A 14,761-nucleotide genomic window follows, 5' to 3' on the forward strand; every position below is an offset into this window, starting at 1 on the left:
TGTATAATGCCGCGGCAATATTTTATCTTTTTCACAGCCCACCCTGGTGAGATATTGCCCATGCTACGTATCGCTAAAGAAGCTCTGACGTTTGACGACGTCCTCCTGGTTCCAGCCCACTCCACGGTTCTGCCTAACACTGCAGAGCTCGGCACCCAACTGACCAAAACCATCCGCCTGAACATCCCTATGCTGTCCGCAGCCATGGATACCGTTACCGAATCCGGCCTGGCCATCGCGCTGGCGCAGGAAGGCGGCCTGGGCTTCATCCACAAAAACATGTCCATCGAGCGTCAGGCTGAAGAAGTCAGCCGCGTGAAGAAACATGAAAGCGGCGTAGTCACCGACCCGCAGACCGTTACCCCAGCCACCACGCTGCAGGAAGTGAAAGAGCTGACCGCGCGCAACGGTTTCGCCGGTTACCCGGTTGTTACCGAAGACAACGAGCTGGTCGGCATCATCACCGGCCGCGACGTGCGCTTCGTGACCGATCTGACCCAGCCGGTCACCGCGGTCATGACGCCGAAAGATCGCCTGGTCACCGTGAAAGAAGGTGAAGCGCGCGACGTGGTGCTGCAGAAGATGCACGAAAAGCGCGTAGAAAAAGCGCTGGTGGTGGACGACAGCTTCCACCTGCTGGGCATGATCACCGTTAAAGACTTCCAGAAAGCGGAACGTAAGCCGAACGCCTGTAAAGACGAGCACGGCCGTCTGCGCGTAGGCGCGGCGGTTGGCGCCGGCGCCGGCAACGAAGAGCGCGTTGACGCGTTGGTGGCGGCAGGCGTTGACGTTCTGCTGATCGACTCCTCGCACGGCCACTCCGAAGGCGTGTTGCAGCGCATCCGAGAAACCCGCGCCAAATACCCGGATCTGCAGATCGTCGGCGGCAACGTCGCGACCGCAGCGGGCGCCAAAGCGCTGGCTGAAGCCGGTGTGAGCGCGGTGAAAGTCGGTATCGGCCCTGGCTCTATCTGTACTACCCGTATCGTGACCGGCGTGGGCGTGCCGCAGATCACCGCCATCGCCGACGCGGTGGAAGCGCTGGAAGGCACCGGCATCCCGGTTATCGCCGACGGCGGCATCCGCTTCTCCGGTGACATCGCTAAAGCGATCGCCGCGGGCGCATCCTGCGTGATGGTCGGCTCCATGCTGGCGGGCACCGAAGAATCCCCGGGCGAAATCGAGCTGTATCAGGGCCGCTCGTTCAAATCTTACCGCGGCATGGGCTCGCTGGGCGCGATGTCCAAAGGCTCTTCCGACCGTTACTTCCAGACCGATAACGCCGCCGACAAACTGGTGCCGGAAGGTATCGAAGGCCGCGTCGCCTATAAAGGCATGCTGAAAGCCATCGTGCACCAGCAGATGGGCGGCCTGCGCTCCTGCATGGGCCTGACCGGCTGCGCCACCATCGACGATCTGCGCACCAAGGCGGAGTTCGTGCGCATCAGCGGCGCCGGCATTCAGGAAAGCCACGTGCATGACGTGACCATCACCAAAGAGTCACCGAACTACCGCATGGGCTAATGCCTTAACCTCTCCTGAGTGAGAGGCCGGGGTGGGGCGCCAAGCCCCATCCCGAAACACACATTTTCGCTCTTTTTCTCTTGTTGCTGGAATTCGCCTCAATGACACAAAATATCCATAAGCATCGCATCCTCATACTGGACTTCGGTTCGCAATACACTCAACTGGTCGCCCGCCGCGTGCGCGAAATCGGCGTTTACTGCGAACTGTGGGCCTGGGACGTTAGCGAAGAGCAGATCCGCGAATTCAACCCAAGCGGCATCATCCTGTCCGGCGGCCCGGAAAGCACCACCGAAGCCGGCAGCCCGCGCGCCCCGGACTACGTTTTCAAGGCCGGCGTGCCAGTGCTGGGCGTGTGCTACGGCATGCAGACCATGGCGATGCAGCTGGGTGGCCATGTGCAGGGCTCCAACGAGCGCGAGTTCGGCTACGCGCAGGTGGAAATCGTCAAAGAGAGCGCGCTGCTGCGCGACATCGAAGACGCCATCAGCCCGGCCGGCAAACCGCTGCTGGACGTGTGGATGAGCCACGGCGACAAAGTGACCGCGATCCCGTCCGACTTCGTGACCATCGCCAGCACCGACACCTGCCCGTTCGCCATTATGGCCAACGAAGAAAAACGCTTCTACGGCGTGCAGTTCCACCCGGAAGTGACCCACACCCGTCAGGGCCAGCGCATGCTGGAGCGTTTCGTACTGGACATCTGCCAGTGTGAAGCCCTGTGGACCCCGGCCACCATCATCGAAGATGCGGTTGAGCGCATCCGCGAGCAGGTGGGTGAAGACCACGTGATCCTCGGCCTGTCCGGCGGCGTCGACTCCTCCGTGACCGCGATGCTGCTGCACCGCGCCATCGGCAAACGCCTGACCTGCGTGTTCGTCGACAACGGCCTGCTGCGTCTGAACGAAGCCAAGCAGGTAATGGAAATGTTCGGCGACCACTTCGGCCTGAACATCGTGCACGTCGAGGCGGAAAACCGCTTCCTGACCGCACTGGCGGGCGTGGACGAGCCGGAAGCCAAGCGCAAGATCATCGGCCGCGTGTTCGTTGAAGTGTTCGACGAAGAAGCCTGCAAGCAAGAGCAGGTGAAATGGCTGGCGCAGGGCACCATCTACCCGGACGTGATCGAATCCGCCGCTTCCGCCACCGGCAAAGCGCACGTGATCAAATCGCACCACAACGTGGGCGGCCTGCCGAAAGAGATGAAGCTGGGCCTGGTCGAGCCGCTGAAAGAGCTGTTCAAAGACGAAGTGCGCAAGATCGGCCTGGAGCTGGGCCTGCCGTACGACATGCTGTTCCGTCACCCGTTCCCGGGCCCGGGGCTGGGCGTGCGCGTGCTGGGCGAAGTGAAGAAAGAGTACTGCGATCTGCTGCGCCGCGCCGACGCCATCTTCATCGAAGAGCTGCACAAAGCCGACCTGTACAACAAAGTCAGCCAGGCGTTCACCGTGTTCCTGCCGGTGCGTTCGGTCGGCGTGATGGGCGACGGCCGCAAATACGACTGGGTGGTTTCCCTGCGTGCGGTAGAAACCATCGACTTCATGACCGCGCATTGGGCGCACCTGCCGTATGACTTCCTCGGCCGCGTCTCCAACCGCATCATCAACGAAGTAAACGGCATCTCCCGCGTGGTGTACGACATCAGCGGCAAGCCGCCGGCGACGATTGAGTGGGAATGATTAATCCCTTCACAGCCTGTTCGTAACTAGGCCGACGTGACTGAAACCCTCTGTTTTTACAGAGGGTTTTTCTTTATATGACCAAATATTTTCTGCTTGATGCCAGCCATAAGTAAAGCCGAACATCGTTTGTGGTCTAAATATGGCCTATGTTCAGACCTTGGTATGATTGATAGCGCCAGGGGGCATGAAGAAAGTAGGGACCATCGGTTACGTTAAAAAGAACGGGCCATGCTCGATCTCTCTGAACCTATCTATGGGGGACCGCATCACTCGTCCTGCTCATCATACTTGCGCTGGCACTCCTGAATCGCCTCGATATTCCCCAACGTCCAGTCGAACAGTATCGAGAACGGCCCCTGCAGGGATTTGCCAAGCGGCGTCAGCGAATACTCAACGCCAAGCACCCGCCCATCCAACACTTTGCGATGCACCATACCGTTGCGTTCCAGCTTGCGCAGCGTCTGGGTCAGCACGCGTTGCGTGACGCCATCCAAACGGCGCTTGATGGCGTTGAAGCGCTGCGGCTCGCGCAGCACTTCCAGCACCATCATGGACCATTTATCGGCAATCTGATCGAGCACGATGCGGCTTGGGCAGTCAGCGCGGTAAACAAGGTCGGTCTTATCCATCGGTATCCTCCTGCATCCCTGGGATGCTTAAGGTGCGTAATTGACGCCAGGTATGCAAAGTATACCATTCGACACACGGCGCGAAAAACCCGCACTTATCCCCCCAGGTAAAAGGACATTGAGATGACAGATACAGATTTCAGCAAACTCAGGCTGTCTCATGCGCACGGCGTGATGACCATCGCTATCGATAACCCGCCGGTAAACGTGCTTGATGTGGCGCTGATGTCGGAAATCAGCCGTTTATTGCTGGCGGTGCGTGACGATCCGGATACGCGCGTGTTGGTGTTACAGAGCGCGAACCCAGCGTTTTTCATCGCTCACGTCGACATGACCTTGATCGATGAGCCGCACGCTTTCGACGAACTGGCGAGCAACGCGCCGGAGGGGCTAAATCCGTTCCAGGCGTTTGGCGAACTGCTACGCAGCCAGCCGCAGGTCACTCTCGTTAAGCTGGCCGGGCTGACGCGCGGCGGCGGCGCCGAGTTTGTTGCGGCGGCCGATATGGCTTTCGCCGCACAAGAGCTGGCGGGGCTGGCCCAGTGCGAAGCCTTGATGGGCATTACACCCGGCGGTGGCGCGACACAGTACCTGACGAGCCGAATGACGCGCGGCCGCGCTCTGGAAGTGATCCTGGGCGCCGACCTTATCGATGCCGCTACCGCAGAGCGGTATGGCTGGATTAACCGCGCCTTGCCCGCCGCCGAGCTGGATGATTTCGTCGATCGGCTAGCGCGCAATATCGCGGCACTGCCTGAGGGCGTGATTGCGGCGGCCAAACAGGCGATGCCCGCACCGGATTTGCAGGCCGGTTTTTATCGTGAGCACGACGCCTGGGCGGGATTGTTCGCCCGCCCGGCTGCGGAACAGTTGATTCGCGGCGGGCTGAAGGCCGGGGCGCAAACCCCGGAGGGGGAGCGCAACCTTGAAAGCCTGCTGCGCCATCTTGCCCGCTAAGGCGGCGCATCGCGCTAGCCGCCCCCCCACTGCGTCAGCAGCGCATGCAGCCTGGCCGGCTCCAGCGGCTTACGCAGCACCAGATAGCCTTCCTGCTCGGCCTCTTGCAATATCTGCGAGTTGAACTCGCCGCTGACCATCGCACCGCTTACGTCCGGCAGGCGTTCGAACAGCGCCTGCAGGATGTCGAAGCCGCTCTCGCCGGAGCGCAGGCGCTGGTCGCACAGCACGGCGAACGGCGTGAAGCCGCCGTCGACGATGGCGAAGGCTTCCTCGGCGGAGGCCGCGCAGCGCACGGTGATGCCCCAGGTGCTCATCAGACTCTCCCAGGCGGAGGTCACCAAGGGATCGTCGTCCACCACCAGGCAGGCACCGCGCAGCGGTGCATAGCGGGTAGGCGTGGCGGTGTTGTCGTAGGTTGCGGCGCTTTCCGGCGCTTTATCTTCGCCGCTGTATTGCGTGAAGCGCATCCAGAAGCGCGAGCCTTTGCCTTCGACGGAGTGCATACCGTACTTCACCTTCATCAGCTTGGCGCAGCGCGCCACCACCGCCAGCCCCAGCCCGTGGCCGGCGCTGTCTATCTTCCATGCCAGTTCGGGGCGGTAGTAAGGGGAGAAGATTTTGCTTTTCTCTTCGTCGGCGATGCCCACGCCGGTGTCCCACACTTCCACCAGGCACTCGGCGCCGCGCGGGCGGATGGCGATCAGCACGCCGCCCCGTTGCGTGTAGCGCAGGGCGTTCTGGATCAGGTTGATCAGCGATTGCCGCACCAGCAGCGGATCGCCCATCACGCTGATGCGCCGTTTGGGCCGCCAGGTGCGCAGCGCCAGGGTGCGGCTGTTGGCCTCTTCGCGGAACAGGGTGATCACCGAGTCGAGCAGGGCGCCGATATCCACATGGGTGGCGGCGGTGCGCACGTTGCCGGATTCGATCTTGCTGAGATCGAGCAGCGAATTGAACATCAAATGCACCGAACGCACGCTCTGCTGCAGATCCAGCAGCTGTGGCGTCAGGCTATCGTCGCGGTTTTTGTGGATGATGGCTTCGATCAGAAAACCCATGGCGTGCACCGGCTGGCGCAGGTCGTGGCTGGCGGTGGTCAGGAACTGGTTCTTATCCAGCAGCGCCTGTTCCGCCTCTTCTTTGGCCTGGCGGAACTGCTCCGCCAGGCGCGAGCTTTGTTCTTCGAGCAACGCCTGCTGAATAAAGAACGCATGCGAGGTTAACGCGTGGCGGTAAATGGCGAAGCCGTATAGCAAGTTCAGCATCAGCACGATGAACATCACGTCTTCCAGCCGCCAGATGATGCCGATGTTCAGCAGCCCCCAGGAGGCGAAGAAAAAACGGGTAAAGGTGCTGATGACCGGCGTCAGATGCGTGGCGTTGGCGGCGACGATCGCGGCGATGCTGATATTGAGCAGCAGAAAAAAGTCAAAGTTATGGGTCTGCGGCGTAATTAAATAGAGTGAGGAGATCCCCAAGCCGTGAATAAAGGCCACCTTATTAATGCGCGGCAGCCAGCGGCGCAGCACGGTGTCTTCATCATTTTCTTTAGCCTCGCGCTGATAGCGGCGGTACCCTATTCGGATCGCCACGGCGCATAGCAGGTAAACGATGATCCAGGTAATGGTTGGGCCGAGCTCATCGCCCAGCAAATAAATCCAGATGGCGAAAGGGATACCGACGAAAGGCACGGCGGTAAAGCTGAACACTAACCGCATGAAGGTGTTATCCAGCAGGCGGATCTGCGCGCGCGGCGAAATGCCATCATTTTGTAAATTCTGGAAAAACCTCATGACGACGGCTCCCGCTTGCCGTGCAACAGCGTGATGGCTTCCACCCGGCTGTTGACGCCGATCTTTTTCAAGATATTGCTGATATGCTCTTTGACGGTCGGCTCGGAAATAGACAGCTGCGCTGCGATCCTTTTATTTGGCAGTCCGCGCAGCATCATATTTAACACGTCAATTTGCCGTGGTGTTAAATTGAATTTATTTAAATGATCGTGGTTGTTTTTAGCGATGGTTTCATTCTCTTCGGGGAACCACTCCTGATTGTCATTTAGCGCAAAAACTGCCTTGGCGAATAATTCAGGTGGCTCGTTTTTTAATATAAATCCGTGCCCGCCGGCATTATGCACTTTCTGCCAGATATCGTTATTCTCGTCGCCGCTCACCACCAGTATTCGCACCTGGGGATAAAGCTGTTTGACTTCCTTGAGTAATTTCAACGCCGTAGCGGAAGAGAGCCAGAAATCGATCACCAGTAAACGCGGTGGGCCATTTTCCCTAATATGACGGTAGCAATTTTCCTCATTGGTCACCACATGCGCCTGTTTGAATCGGCAATGCGTGCTGAGAAAATTAGCGATGCCGCTTGCTACCAATGGATGGTCATCAACGACCAACGCATAATCCTGCCCCAAAGGATTCTCCTTTCGCCTTCAAATATCAGATAGGTCTGATGAATTATTATCAACCCTCCCTACTTTAGGAGGGTTTTTTCGTTTAGGAAAGGGAAATATATTATTCGAGGATTTGGATAAGAGAAAACATAAAGCCAATCAATAAATTCAACTGATTGGTTATAAAGGATAATTTATGAAAAAGCCACTTATCGCTTTAACCGTTACGATGATGCTAGCCGGTTGTTCCACCCTGAAAACCGATCAGGCCATTCCGCTGCTGCAGGCGGAAACCGCCAAAATGTTGGGCCTCGGCTCATCGGACGAAATTACCGTGACCAACGTCAATGGCGCGCAGCCGGATGCGCTGGGCGGGCAAAAACTTTCATATCGCGCCACCACGGAAAAGGGCCGAATTTTCGATTGCTCGTCGTTGATGATGCCGGGAATTTTAGGTTCCTCGCCGTCGCTGAGCGCGCCGACCTGTACGCCGGTCGTCACGCATAAATAATTCGCTTTGGGGGCGGTATTACCGCTTCCTGGTTTTCCATCGTCGGAGCGCCAGCGCCGGGGGGCAATAAGCTTTTGCTTCGACGATCAATAAACCGGCGTGCGCGGAATAACGCCTCATACCTCCTCTAGCGCATTGAATTTCTCGATAACAATAAATTCCGCGACATCACGCTAATGAGTACGGAGATAGCCCGTGAATGACAAGACATCGCACCCTTTAGCGGTTAAAACGCCGCTTTCCAAACTTTACCTCGCTCTATTTTCCGCGCCGTTGTTGATGCTGGCGCCCGCCGATCTCGCTCGCGCAGACGATGCCATTTTTGACGGCGACTCACGCATTACCGAATCATTGGCCTACACCGGGGACGTTTACGTCGGCCGTAATCAAAGCGGCAACCTGCTGATCGATAATGGCAAGATCAGCGCCTATAACATCAATATCGGCCGGATGTTCAACGGCCAAATTCATGACAGCCTGGTCACGGTCCGCGGGCCGAACGCCGAGCTGAACGCGGTGAACGATCAGTTCGTACTGCGCGGCGGCCTGAATCTGGGGCGGGGCACCTTGCGGGTTGAAGACGGCGCGCTGGCCAGCGCAAAAGAGATCGTGGTCGGCACCACGCGCGGCTATGACAGCCACCTGATCGCCACCGGCGCGGGTTCCCGCGTCACCAGCAATTTTCTCAGCGTCGGCACCGACTTAGGGGCGCGATCCACGCTGGCGATCGAAGACGGCGCGGTGTTGAACACCGCCTTTGACGCGCGCATCGGTAATGGCAGCGGGCCGGGCGAGACCGATACGCTGAGCCCGAAAGCCACGGTCACGGGGGCCAATTCCCAGTGGAACGTTGGCCGCGCGCTCACGCTTTACGGCGATCTGGATGTGCTGAACGGCGGCGTGGTCAACGTCGGTAATATTCAGGTGGCGGGCGTCTCCGGCGCGCGTAAAACCGCCGAGCTGGTGGTCGCCGGCAGCGGCTCGCGCTTTACCAGCGGCAGCAGCGTCAACGTCGGCGATTACGGCAACGGCGTGTTGGCGGTCATGGACGGCGGGACATTCTCCGCCGGCGCCAACGAAGTGGTGCTGGGCAAGACCGGCTCCGGCTCGAACCGCGGCGCGCTGATTATCGGCAGCCGCGGCAACATGGATACCGGCACCGGATTGACCGAGCCGACGCTCGGCGCGGCGGGCGCTGCTGGAGCCATCGATGCCCAGACGGCGATCGCCCTGCGGGGCGGATTGTTCCGCAGCTATGTGTACTTTAACCATACCGACGGCAATTACGTTTTCAGCAACAAGATGAGCGGCGAAGGCGAGGTGATCAACACCGCCGGGCACACCACGCTGAACGGCGATCTCACTGAGTTGCAGGCCAACGTCACCGCGCGCGGCGGCAAGCTCATCATCGCCAGCGACATCAATACCCAGAAAGAAGACGATATCTTCGAGATCCAAACTCTCAGCGCCGAGAACGGCGGCACGCTGATCCTCAACGCGACGGCGGGCTCCGACGTCAATAACGGGCAGGGCTACAGCAGCGCCGCCTCGATCAAGGCCGGCGGCACGCTGGGCGGCAACGGCACGTTGGGCCAGACCGAGATCCAGTCCGGCGGCCATATCTCGCCCGGCGACGGCAATATCGGCACGCTGACGCTGAAACGCTACCTGAACTTTATCGGCGAATCCTTCTACGACGTCGATATCGCCGGCGACGGCCGCAGTGACCAGCTGCTGGTGGCGGGCAAAACCACCATCAGCGATCGGGCCAAGGTGCAGGTTACGGCGCTGGATCCGCAAACCAGCTATAAAACCGGCCAAAGCTACCGCATTCTGACCTCGGACGGCGGCATTGATGGCCAGTTCGCGGCGGCGGTCTCCAAGTCTGCTTTCCTCGATGTGGCGTTGAACCACAGTGCCAACGCCGTCGATCTGACCATCGCGCAGAAAGATACGGGCGGTGAAAATCCAGGCGGCGAGAATCCGGGTGGGGAAAACCCAGGCGGTGAGAATCCAGGGGGCGAGAATCCGGGCGGGGAAAACCCAGGCGGTGAAAATCCGGGGGGCGAGAATCCGGGGGGTGAAAACCCAGGCGGTGAGAATCCAGGGGGCGAGAATCCGGGCGGGGAAAACCCAGGCGGTGAAAATCCGGGGGGCGAGAATCCGGGGGGTGAAAACCCAGGCGGTGAGAATCCAGGGGGCGAGAATCCGGGCGGGGAAAACCCAGGCGGTGAAAATCCGGGGGGCGAGAATCCGGGGGGTGAAAACCCAGGCGGTGAGAATCCGGGCAGCGGCAAACCGGGCATTTTCCAAACGGTGGCCGAGAGCGGCAACCAATGGAATACCGCCGGTGCGCTCTCAACGCTGACGCAGAGCGGCCCTTCGCTGGCGCTGTATAACTCGCTGCTGCTGCTGAGCGCGCCGGAAGCGCGCGAGGCGTTCAATCAGCTGTCCGGCGAAGTCTATCCGTCGATGCAGTCTAACCTGATCGCCGGCAGCACCCAGCTGTTTAACGTGCTGAACCAGCGCATGCTGCGCCTGTTCGACAACGACAGCCTGCCGGTGCCGCCGTTGGCGATGTCGCTGGTGCAACCGGTGCCGGCGCAAAACAGCGGCGTCTGGGGGCAGACCTTCAGCTCCTGGGGCAGAAACAGCGGCAACGGTAACGTGGGCAAGCTGGACGGCAATACCACCGGCTTCCTGTTGGGGGCGGATCGCAAGCTGACCGATCATAACGTACGCATCGGCGGCTACTTCGGCTACAGCCGAGGCGATTATGACGTCGACAGCCGCCGTTCCAAGGCCGATACCGACAACTACCACCTCGGCCTGTATGCGGCAGGGCAGCAGGATGCGTTCTCGCTGCGCGGCGCGCTGGGTTACACCTGGCACAAGATTGAAGGCAAGCGCAACGTCGATTTCAGCGGCTTCTCGGATCGGCTGAAGTCGGACTACGATGCCAACTCATTGCTGGCGTTCACCGAAGCGGGTTACCGTTTCGGCCAGCCTGAGATGAACATCGAACCGTTCATCAATCTGAGTTATATCCGCCTGCATACCGACAGCTTCCAGGAGTCGGGCGGCGCGGCGGCGCTGAGCGTGCGCAATGAAACGATGAACACCTTCTACTCCACGCTCGGGGTGCGCGGCGTGACCGAACTGCCGAAGAACGTCAGCCTTTACGGCTCGCTCGGCTGGCAGCATGCCTACGGCGATAAGAACACCTCATCGCGCATGGCGTTTGCCGGCAGCGACGCGTTCGTCACGCAGGGCCAGGCCGTGGATGACAACGTGATGGTGGGCGATATCGGCGTGAGCGTGAAGCTGTCGCGCGCCGCGACGCTGGATGTCGGCTATCAGGGGCAATTTGGCGCAGATACCCGCGTCAATTCGGTCAACGCCAATTTGCGCTGGTCGTTCTGATTTTTCTTCTGAACTTCTCTGGTACTTACAGGCCCGCTTGATGCGGGCCTTTTTTATGGTGAGAGCTCAGCGGCGACTTGCGACGGACTTTTATGATACAAAAGCCCGCGCCATGGTGGGTGGGCTTGGCGAGAGCGAGCGGGGGATTAACGCCCTTTTTTCTTGCGCCCTGGCTGGGTAAAGCGTTTGCGGCCGGCCGGCGCAGCGGCTTTGTCGGCGCCTTTTGGCCCACCGGCGCTCGGCTTTTTCGCCGGGGCGGATTTGGCCGGGGCTTTCTTCGCCGGCTTGGCCTCGGACGAAGAGCCCTCGATCAGCTTGAACAGCTCAATCAGCTCGTCATCGGTCAGATCGCGCCACTCGCCCAGCGGCAACCCTTTCAGGCTGACGTTCATGATGCGCGTGCGTTCCAGCTTGGTGACCTCGTAGCCGAAGTGTTCGCACATGCGGCGGATCTGGCGGTTCAGCCCTTGCACCAGCGTGATGCGGAACACGAAAGGCGCCTCTTTCTTCACCTTGCACTTTTTGGTCACCGTGCCCAGCATCGGCACGCCGGCGCCCATGCCGCGAATAAACTCGTCGGTCACCGGCTTGTTGACCGTCACCAGATACTCTTTCTCGTGATTGTTGCCGGCGCGCAGGATCTTGTTGACCAGGTCACCGTGGTTGGTCAGAAAGATCAGCCCCTGCGAATCCTTGTCCAAACGGCCGATCGGGAAGATACGTTTGCTGTGGTTGACGAAGTCGGCGATGTTGTCGCGTTCGCCGTCTTCGGTGGTGGTGACGATACCGACCGGTTTGTTCAGCGCAATCAGCACCAGATCTTCTTCATTACGCGGTTCGATCAGCTGGCCGTTAACCTTCACGACATCGCCGGCAAATACCTGAGCGCCAACGGTGGCGCGTTTACCGTTGATGAAAACGTTGCCCTGTTCGATGTATCGATCGGCGTCGCGGCGTGAGCAGATGCCGCTCTCGCTAATGTATTTGTTCAGACGAATGGATGAGTTAGTCAGCATGGGATCTCCGTAAAACGCGGACTATACATTACCCGCAGGGGATTGCGGAAGCTGTTCGAGAATAGATGCAATAGCGCAAGGTAACGCAGGCCTTATTAAGACCCTTCATACCTTCACCACCCGGGTATTGAGCGGGGTCAGTGTCTGCCCGGCGCTGCCGATCGGCGTCAGGCGCGGTACGGGGCGGCCGCTGTCGCTTTCCACCAGCGTCGAATGCGGTTCTCCCTCGGCGAACAGATGATCCTCCCCCCACTGGCGCAGGCCGACGATCACCGGAAACAGCGCGCGGCCTTTCTCGGTCAGCACATATTCCTGATAGGCGCTACCGTCCGCGGCGGGCACGATCTCCAGCACGCCGTGCGTCACCAGGGCGCGCAGCCGGGTGGCAAGGATATTCTTCGCCATCCCCAGCCCTTTTTGAAACTCGCTGAAACGGGTGACGCCGTCGAAGGCGTCGCGCACGATCAGCAGCGACCACCAGTCGCCAATCACATCCAGCGTGCGCGCCACCGGGCAGGGCGCGTCTTCCAGGCTTTTACGTTTCACGGCGGTTATCTCCAGCTGCACATTCTGGTTGCATTATAAAACCTCCACGCCTAAAGTTCATTGGGTTTAATAATGAAACCATCCTGAGGTGTGCATGAGCGACAAACTGCTGGATCCTCCTTGTGCGGCGCTGGGGCGCCTGCCGGCCGCCCTGGTGCTGCTGTTGGCCGCCGCCAGCGCCTTTAGCGTGGCCAACGTTTACTATGCGCAGCCGCTGCTGGACGCCATCGCCCGTGATTTTTCCATCAGCCTGGCGGCGGTCGGTATGGTGATCACCGTGACCCAACTGGGCTGTGCGCTGGCGCTGCTGTTGGTGGTGCCGTTGGGGGATCGGCTGAACCGGCATCGGCTGCTGGCGGGGCAACAGCTGGGGCTGATCGGCGCGCTGCTGTTGGTGGGGTGGGCGCACGGCGCACCCTGGCTGCTGGCGGGCATGTTGCTGGTGGGGTTACTGGGCACCGCCATGACACAGGGGCTGATCGCTTTCGCTGCCGCACTGGCTGCGCCGCAGGAGCGCGGACGGGTGGTCGGTGCAGCGCAGGGCGGCGTGGTGCTGGGGCTGCTGCTGGCGCGCACCCTGTCCGGCGCGCTGGCGGACGTCGGCGGCTGGCGCACGGTGTACTTCTTTTCCGCTGGGGTGACGCTGGTGCTGCTGCCGATCCTGTCGCGCCTGCTGCCTGCGCCGCGCACCTCTCCCAGCACGCTGAGTTATCCCGCCTTGCTGTGTTCAATGCTGACCCTGTTGCGGCATGATCGCACGCTGCAAATTCGCGGCATGCTGGCGCTGCTGATGTTCGGCGCCTTCAGCCTCTTTTGGAGTTCGCTGGTGTTGCCGCTGAGCCAGGCGCCGTTCAACTTCACGCATGCGGCGGTGGGGGCGTTCGGTCTGGTCGGCGCGGTGGGGGCGCTGGCGGCGGTGCGCGCCGGGCATCTGGCGGATCGCGGGCTGGGGCAGGCGGCCAGCGGCGTGTGTCTGCTGCTGTTGACGCTGGCCTGGCTGCCGCTCGGTTTGCTCGGCAGCGGCCTGGCTTGGCTGGTGGCGGGCATTGTGTTGTTGGATCTGGCGGGGCAGGCGATCCACGTACTGAACCAGAGCATGATCTTCAGCGCCCACCCTCAGTCGCACAGCCGCCTGGTGGGCTGCTACATGTTGTTTTACGCCGTCGGCAGCGGGCTGGGCGCCTTTGCCGGCACCCATATGTACGCCTGGGCGGGCTGGCGCGGCGTCTGCTGGCTGGGTGCTGGCGTCAGCCTGAGCGCGTTGCTGTTTTGGTGGCTGACGCTGCGCCGGATGCCGGGCTCAGCTGCGGCGGTGGAGCAGTGAAAGCTGGAACCCCAGCGCACCGCACAACGCCTGAGGCGCGGTGAAGCCGCTTTCCGCCAGGAGGAGACGGCTGCGCGCCGCCGTCATCGGGTGCCAGTTACGGCGGATGCGTTCGATCGTTTCCTGCGCCTGCGCCGCCGAATGCCCGGTGCTTTGCAGCCAGTGTTGGTAGTGGCTGGCGGGCAGGCCCTCCGGTTGATAGTCGAACAGCAGCAGCGGTGCGGCGGGGGAGAGGCGCTGTGCCAACTGCCGCAGGAAATCCAGTTTTGCGCCATCGTCGGCGATAAAGTGCAGCACCAATGAGCACACCGCCGCGTCGTGGCGAGTTTGCGGCGCTTGTTGCAGCAGGGTTGGCTGGAAGCTCACCCGCTGTGTGTAACCTGCGGCTTCGGCCTTGGCGCGTGCGGCCGCCAGCATGCCGGCGGAGGGTTCCACGGCGCTGAAACGCCAGCTTACGTTGGCGGCGGCCAGCGCCTCCAGTTCGCTGCCGGTGCCGCAACCGGCCAACAACAATGTGGCGTCATTCGGCAGCGTCTGCACGAGCGTCGCCGTCAGCAGCGCCTGGGCAAACTGATAGCCGGGCACCAGGGTCAGAATACGGCGATCGTAGTCTGCCGCCGCAGCATCGGGGAAGCGAGTATCCGTTTGATGTTGCATAACCTTCCTTGCAAAGTTCATCGAGAGAAGCAAAGAAGGGTATGCCTAAATGGTAATGAAATCCATTATCGTTAATGGATTCTGTGAC

The 14,761-nt window shown here is 60.6% G+C and carries 12 protein-coding genes; 6 read left to right on the forward strand and 6 right to left on the reverse strand.

The window, feature by feature from the left end:
* Nucleotides 1-60: 60 nt before the first annotated feature.
* Together guaB and guaA are read left to right on the forward strand one after the other, a co-directional pair.
* Nucleotides 61-1,524: an IMP dehydrogenase gene (guaB, locus tag GKN89_RS18605; protein ID WP_004941460.1), complete on the forward strand. Its 1,464-nt coding sequence runs from the start codon at nucleotides 61-63 to the stop codon at nucleotides 1,522-1,524.
* A gap of 101 nt (nucleotides 1,525-1,625) precedes the next feature.
* Nucleotides 1,626-3,203, forward strand: a complete 1,578-nt coding sequence (gene guaA, locus GKN89_RS18610) for a glutamine-hydrolyzing GMP synthase (RefSeq protein WP_154747523.1) — start codon at nucleotides 1,626-1,628, stop codon at nucleotides 3,201-3,203.
* 269 nt (nucleotides 3,204-3,472) lie between these two features.
* Here the strand turns inward: guaA and GKN89_RS18615 are convergent, their stop codons facing one another.
* The gene (locus tag GKN89_RS18615; RefSeq protein ID WP_154747524.1) at nucleotides 3,473-3,835 is read right to left on the reverse strand and encodes a helix-turn-helix domain-containing protein; all 363 of its coding nucleotides are present in this window, start codon (nucleotides 3,833-3,835) and stop codon (nucleotides 3,473-3,475) included.
* 123 nt (nucleotides 3,836-3,958) lie between these two features.
* Here GKN89_RS18615 and GKN89_RS18620 point away from each other — a divergent pair, with 123 nt between their 5' ends.
* Entirely contained in the window at nucleotides 3,959-4,792 is an 834-nt protein-coding gene (locus GKN89_RS18620) for an enoyl-CoA hydratase/isomerase family protein (protein WP_154747525.1), read from the forward strand.
* A 14-nt stretch (nucleotides 4,793-4,806) separates the two neighbouring features.
* Here GKN89_RS18620 and GKN89_RS18625 read toward each other — a convergent pair whose 3' ends face one another.
* On the reverse strand, nucleotides 4,807-6,588 hold the full coding sequence (locus tag GKN89_RS18625; protein ID WP_154747526.1) for a hybrid sensor histidine kinase/response regulator: 1,782 nt from the start codon (nucleotides 6,586-6,588) through the stop codon (nucleotides 4,807-4,809).
* Nucleotides 6,585-7,217 carry a response regulator transcription factor gene (locus GKN89_RS18630; protein ID WP_154747527.1) on the reverse strand — a complete coding sequence of 211 codons (633 nt, stop codon included), beginning with the start codon at nucleotides 7,215-7,217 and terminating at the stop codon, nucleotides 6,585-6,587. Before GKN89_RS18630 ends, GKN89_RS18625 begins: the two co-directional genes overlap by 4 nt.
* A 175-nt stretch (nucleotides 7,218-7,392) precedes the next feature.
* On the opposite strand from GKN89_RS18630, the gene GKN89_RS18635 reads away from it, so the two are divergent.
* Together GKN89_RS18635 and GKN89_RS18640 are read left to right on the forward strand one after the other, a co-directional pair.
* Complete coding sequence (locus tag GKN89_RS18635; RefSeq protein ID WP_004941478.1) at nucleotides 7,393-7,707, forward strand: hypothetical protein; 315 nt, start codon at nucleotides 7,393-7,395, stop codon at nucleotides 7,705-7,707.
* Between the two features lie 195 nt (nucleotides 7,708-7,902).
* Nucleotides 7,903-11,130, forward strand: coding sequence for an autotransporter domain-containing protein (locus GKN89_RS18640; RefSeq protein WP_370520231.1), 3,228 nt, complete (start codon nucleotides 7,903-7,905; stop codon nucleotides 11,128-11,130).
* Between the two features lie 146 nt (nucleotides 11,131-11,276).
* Here the strand turns inward: GKN89_RS18640 and rluF are convergent, their stop codons facing one another.
* Together rluF and GKN89_RS18650 are read right to left on the reverse strand one after the other, a co-directional pair.
* Nucleotides 11,277-12,146: a 23S rRNA pseudouridine(2604) synthase RluF gene (gene rluF, locus GKN89_RS18645; protein ID WP_019452373.1), complete on the reverse strand. Its 870-nt coding sequence runs from the start codon at nucleotides 12,144-12,146 to the stop codon at nucleotides 11,277-11,279.
* A gap of 105 nt (nucleotides 12,147-12,251) precedes the next feature.
* On the reverse strand, nucleotides 12,252-12,692 hold the full coding sequence (locus tag GKN89_RS18650) for a helix-turn-helix domain-containing protein (RefSeq protein WP_025159561.1): 441 nt from the start codon (nucleotides 12,690-12,692) through the stop codon (nucleotides 12,252-12,254).
* A gap of 94 nt (nucleotides 12,693-12,786) precedes the next feature.
* Here GKN89_RS18650 and GKN89_RS18655 point away from each other — a divergent pair, with 94 nt between their 5' ends.
* Nucleotides 12,787-14,016: an MFS transporter gene (locus GKN89_RS18655; protein WP_019452375.1), complete on the forward strand. Its 1,230-nt coding sequence runs from the start codon at nucleotides 12,787-12,789 to the stop codon at nucleotides 14,014-14,016.
* Here GKN89_RS18655 and GKN89_RS18660 read toward each other — a convergent pair.
* On the reverse strand, nucleotides 13,993-14,673 hold the full coding sequence (locus tag GKN89_RS18660; RefSeq protein WP_063919883.1) for a bifunctional 2-polyprenyl-6-hydroxyphenol methylase/3-demethylubiquinol 3-O-methyltransferase UbiG: 681 nt from the start codon (nucleotides 14,671-14,673) through the stop codon (nucleotides 13,993-13,995). The two genes, GKN89_RS18655 and GKN89_RS18660, sit on opposite strands and share 24 nt — an antisense overlap.
* Between the last annotated feature and the right edge of the window lie 88 nt (nucleotides 14,674-14,761).

The sequence above is a fragment of the Serratia sp. YC16 genome (assembly GCF_009707615.1).
Taxonomy (GTDB): Bacteria; Pseudomonadota; Gammaproteobacteria; order Enterobacterales; family Enterobacteriaceae; genus Serratia; species Serratia surfactantfaciens.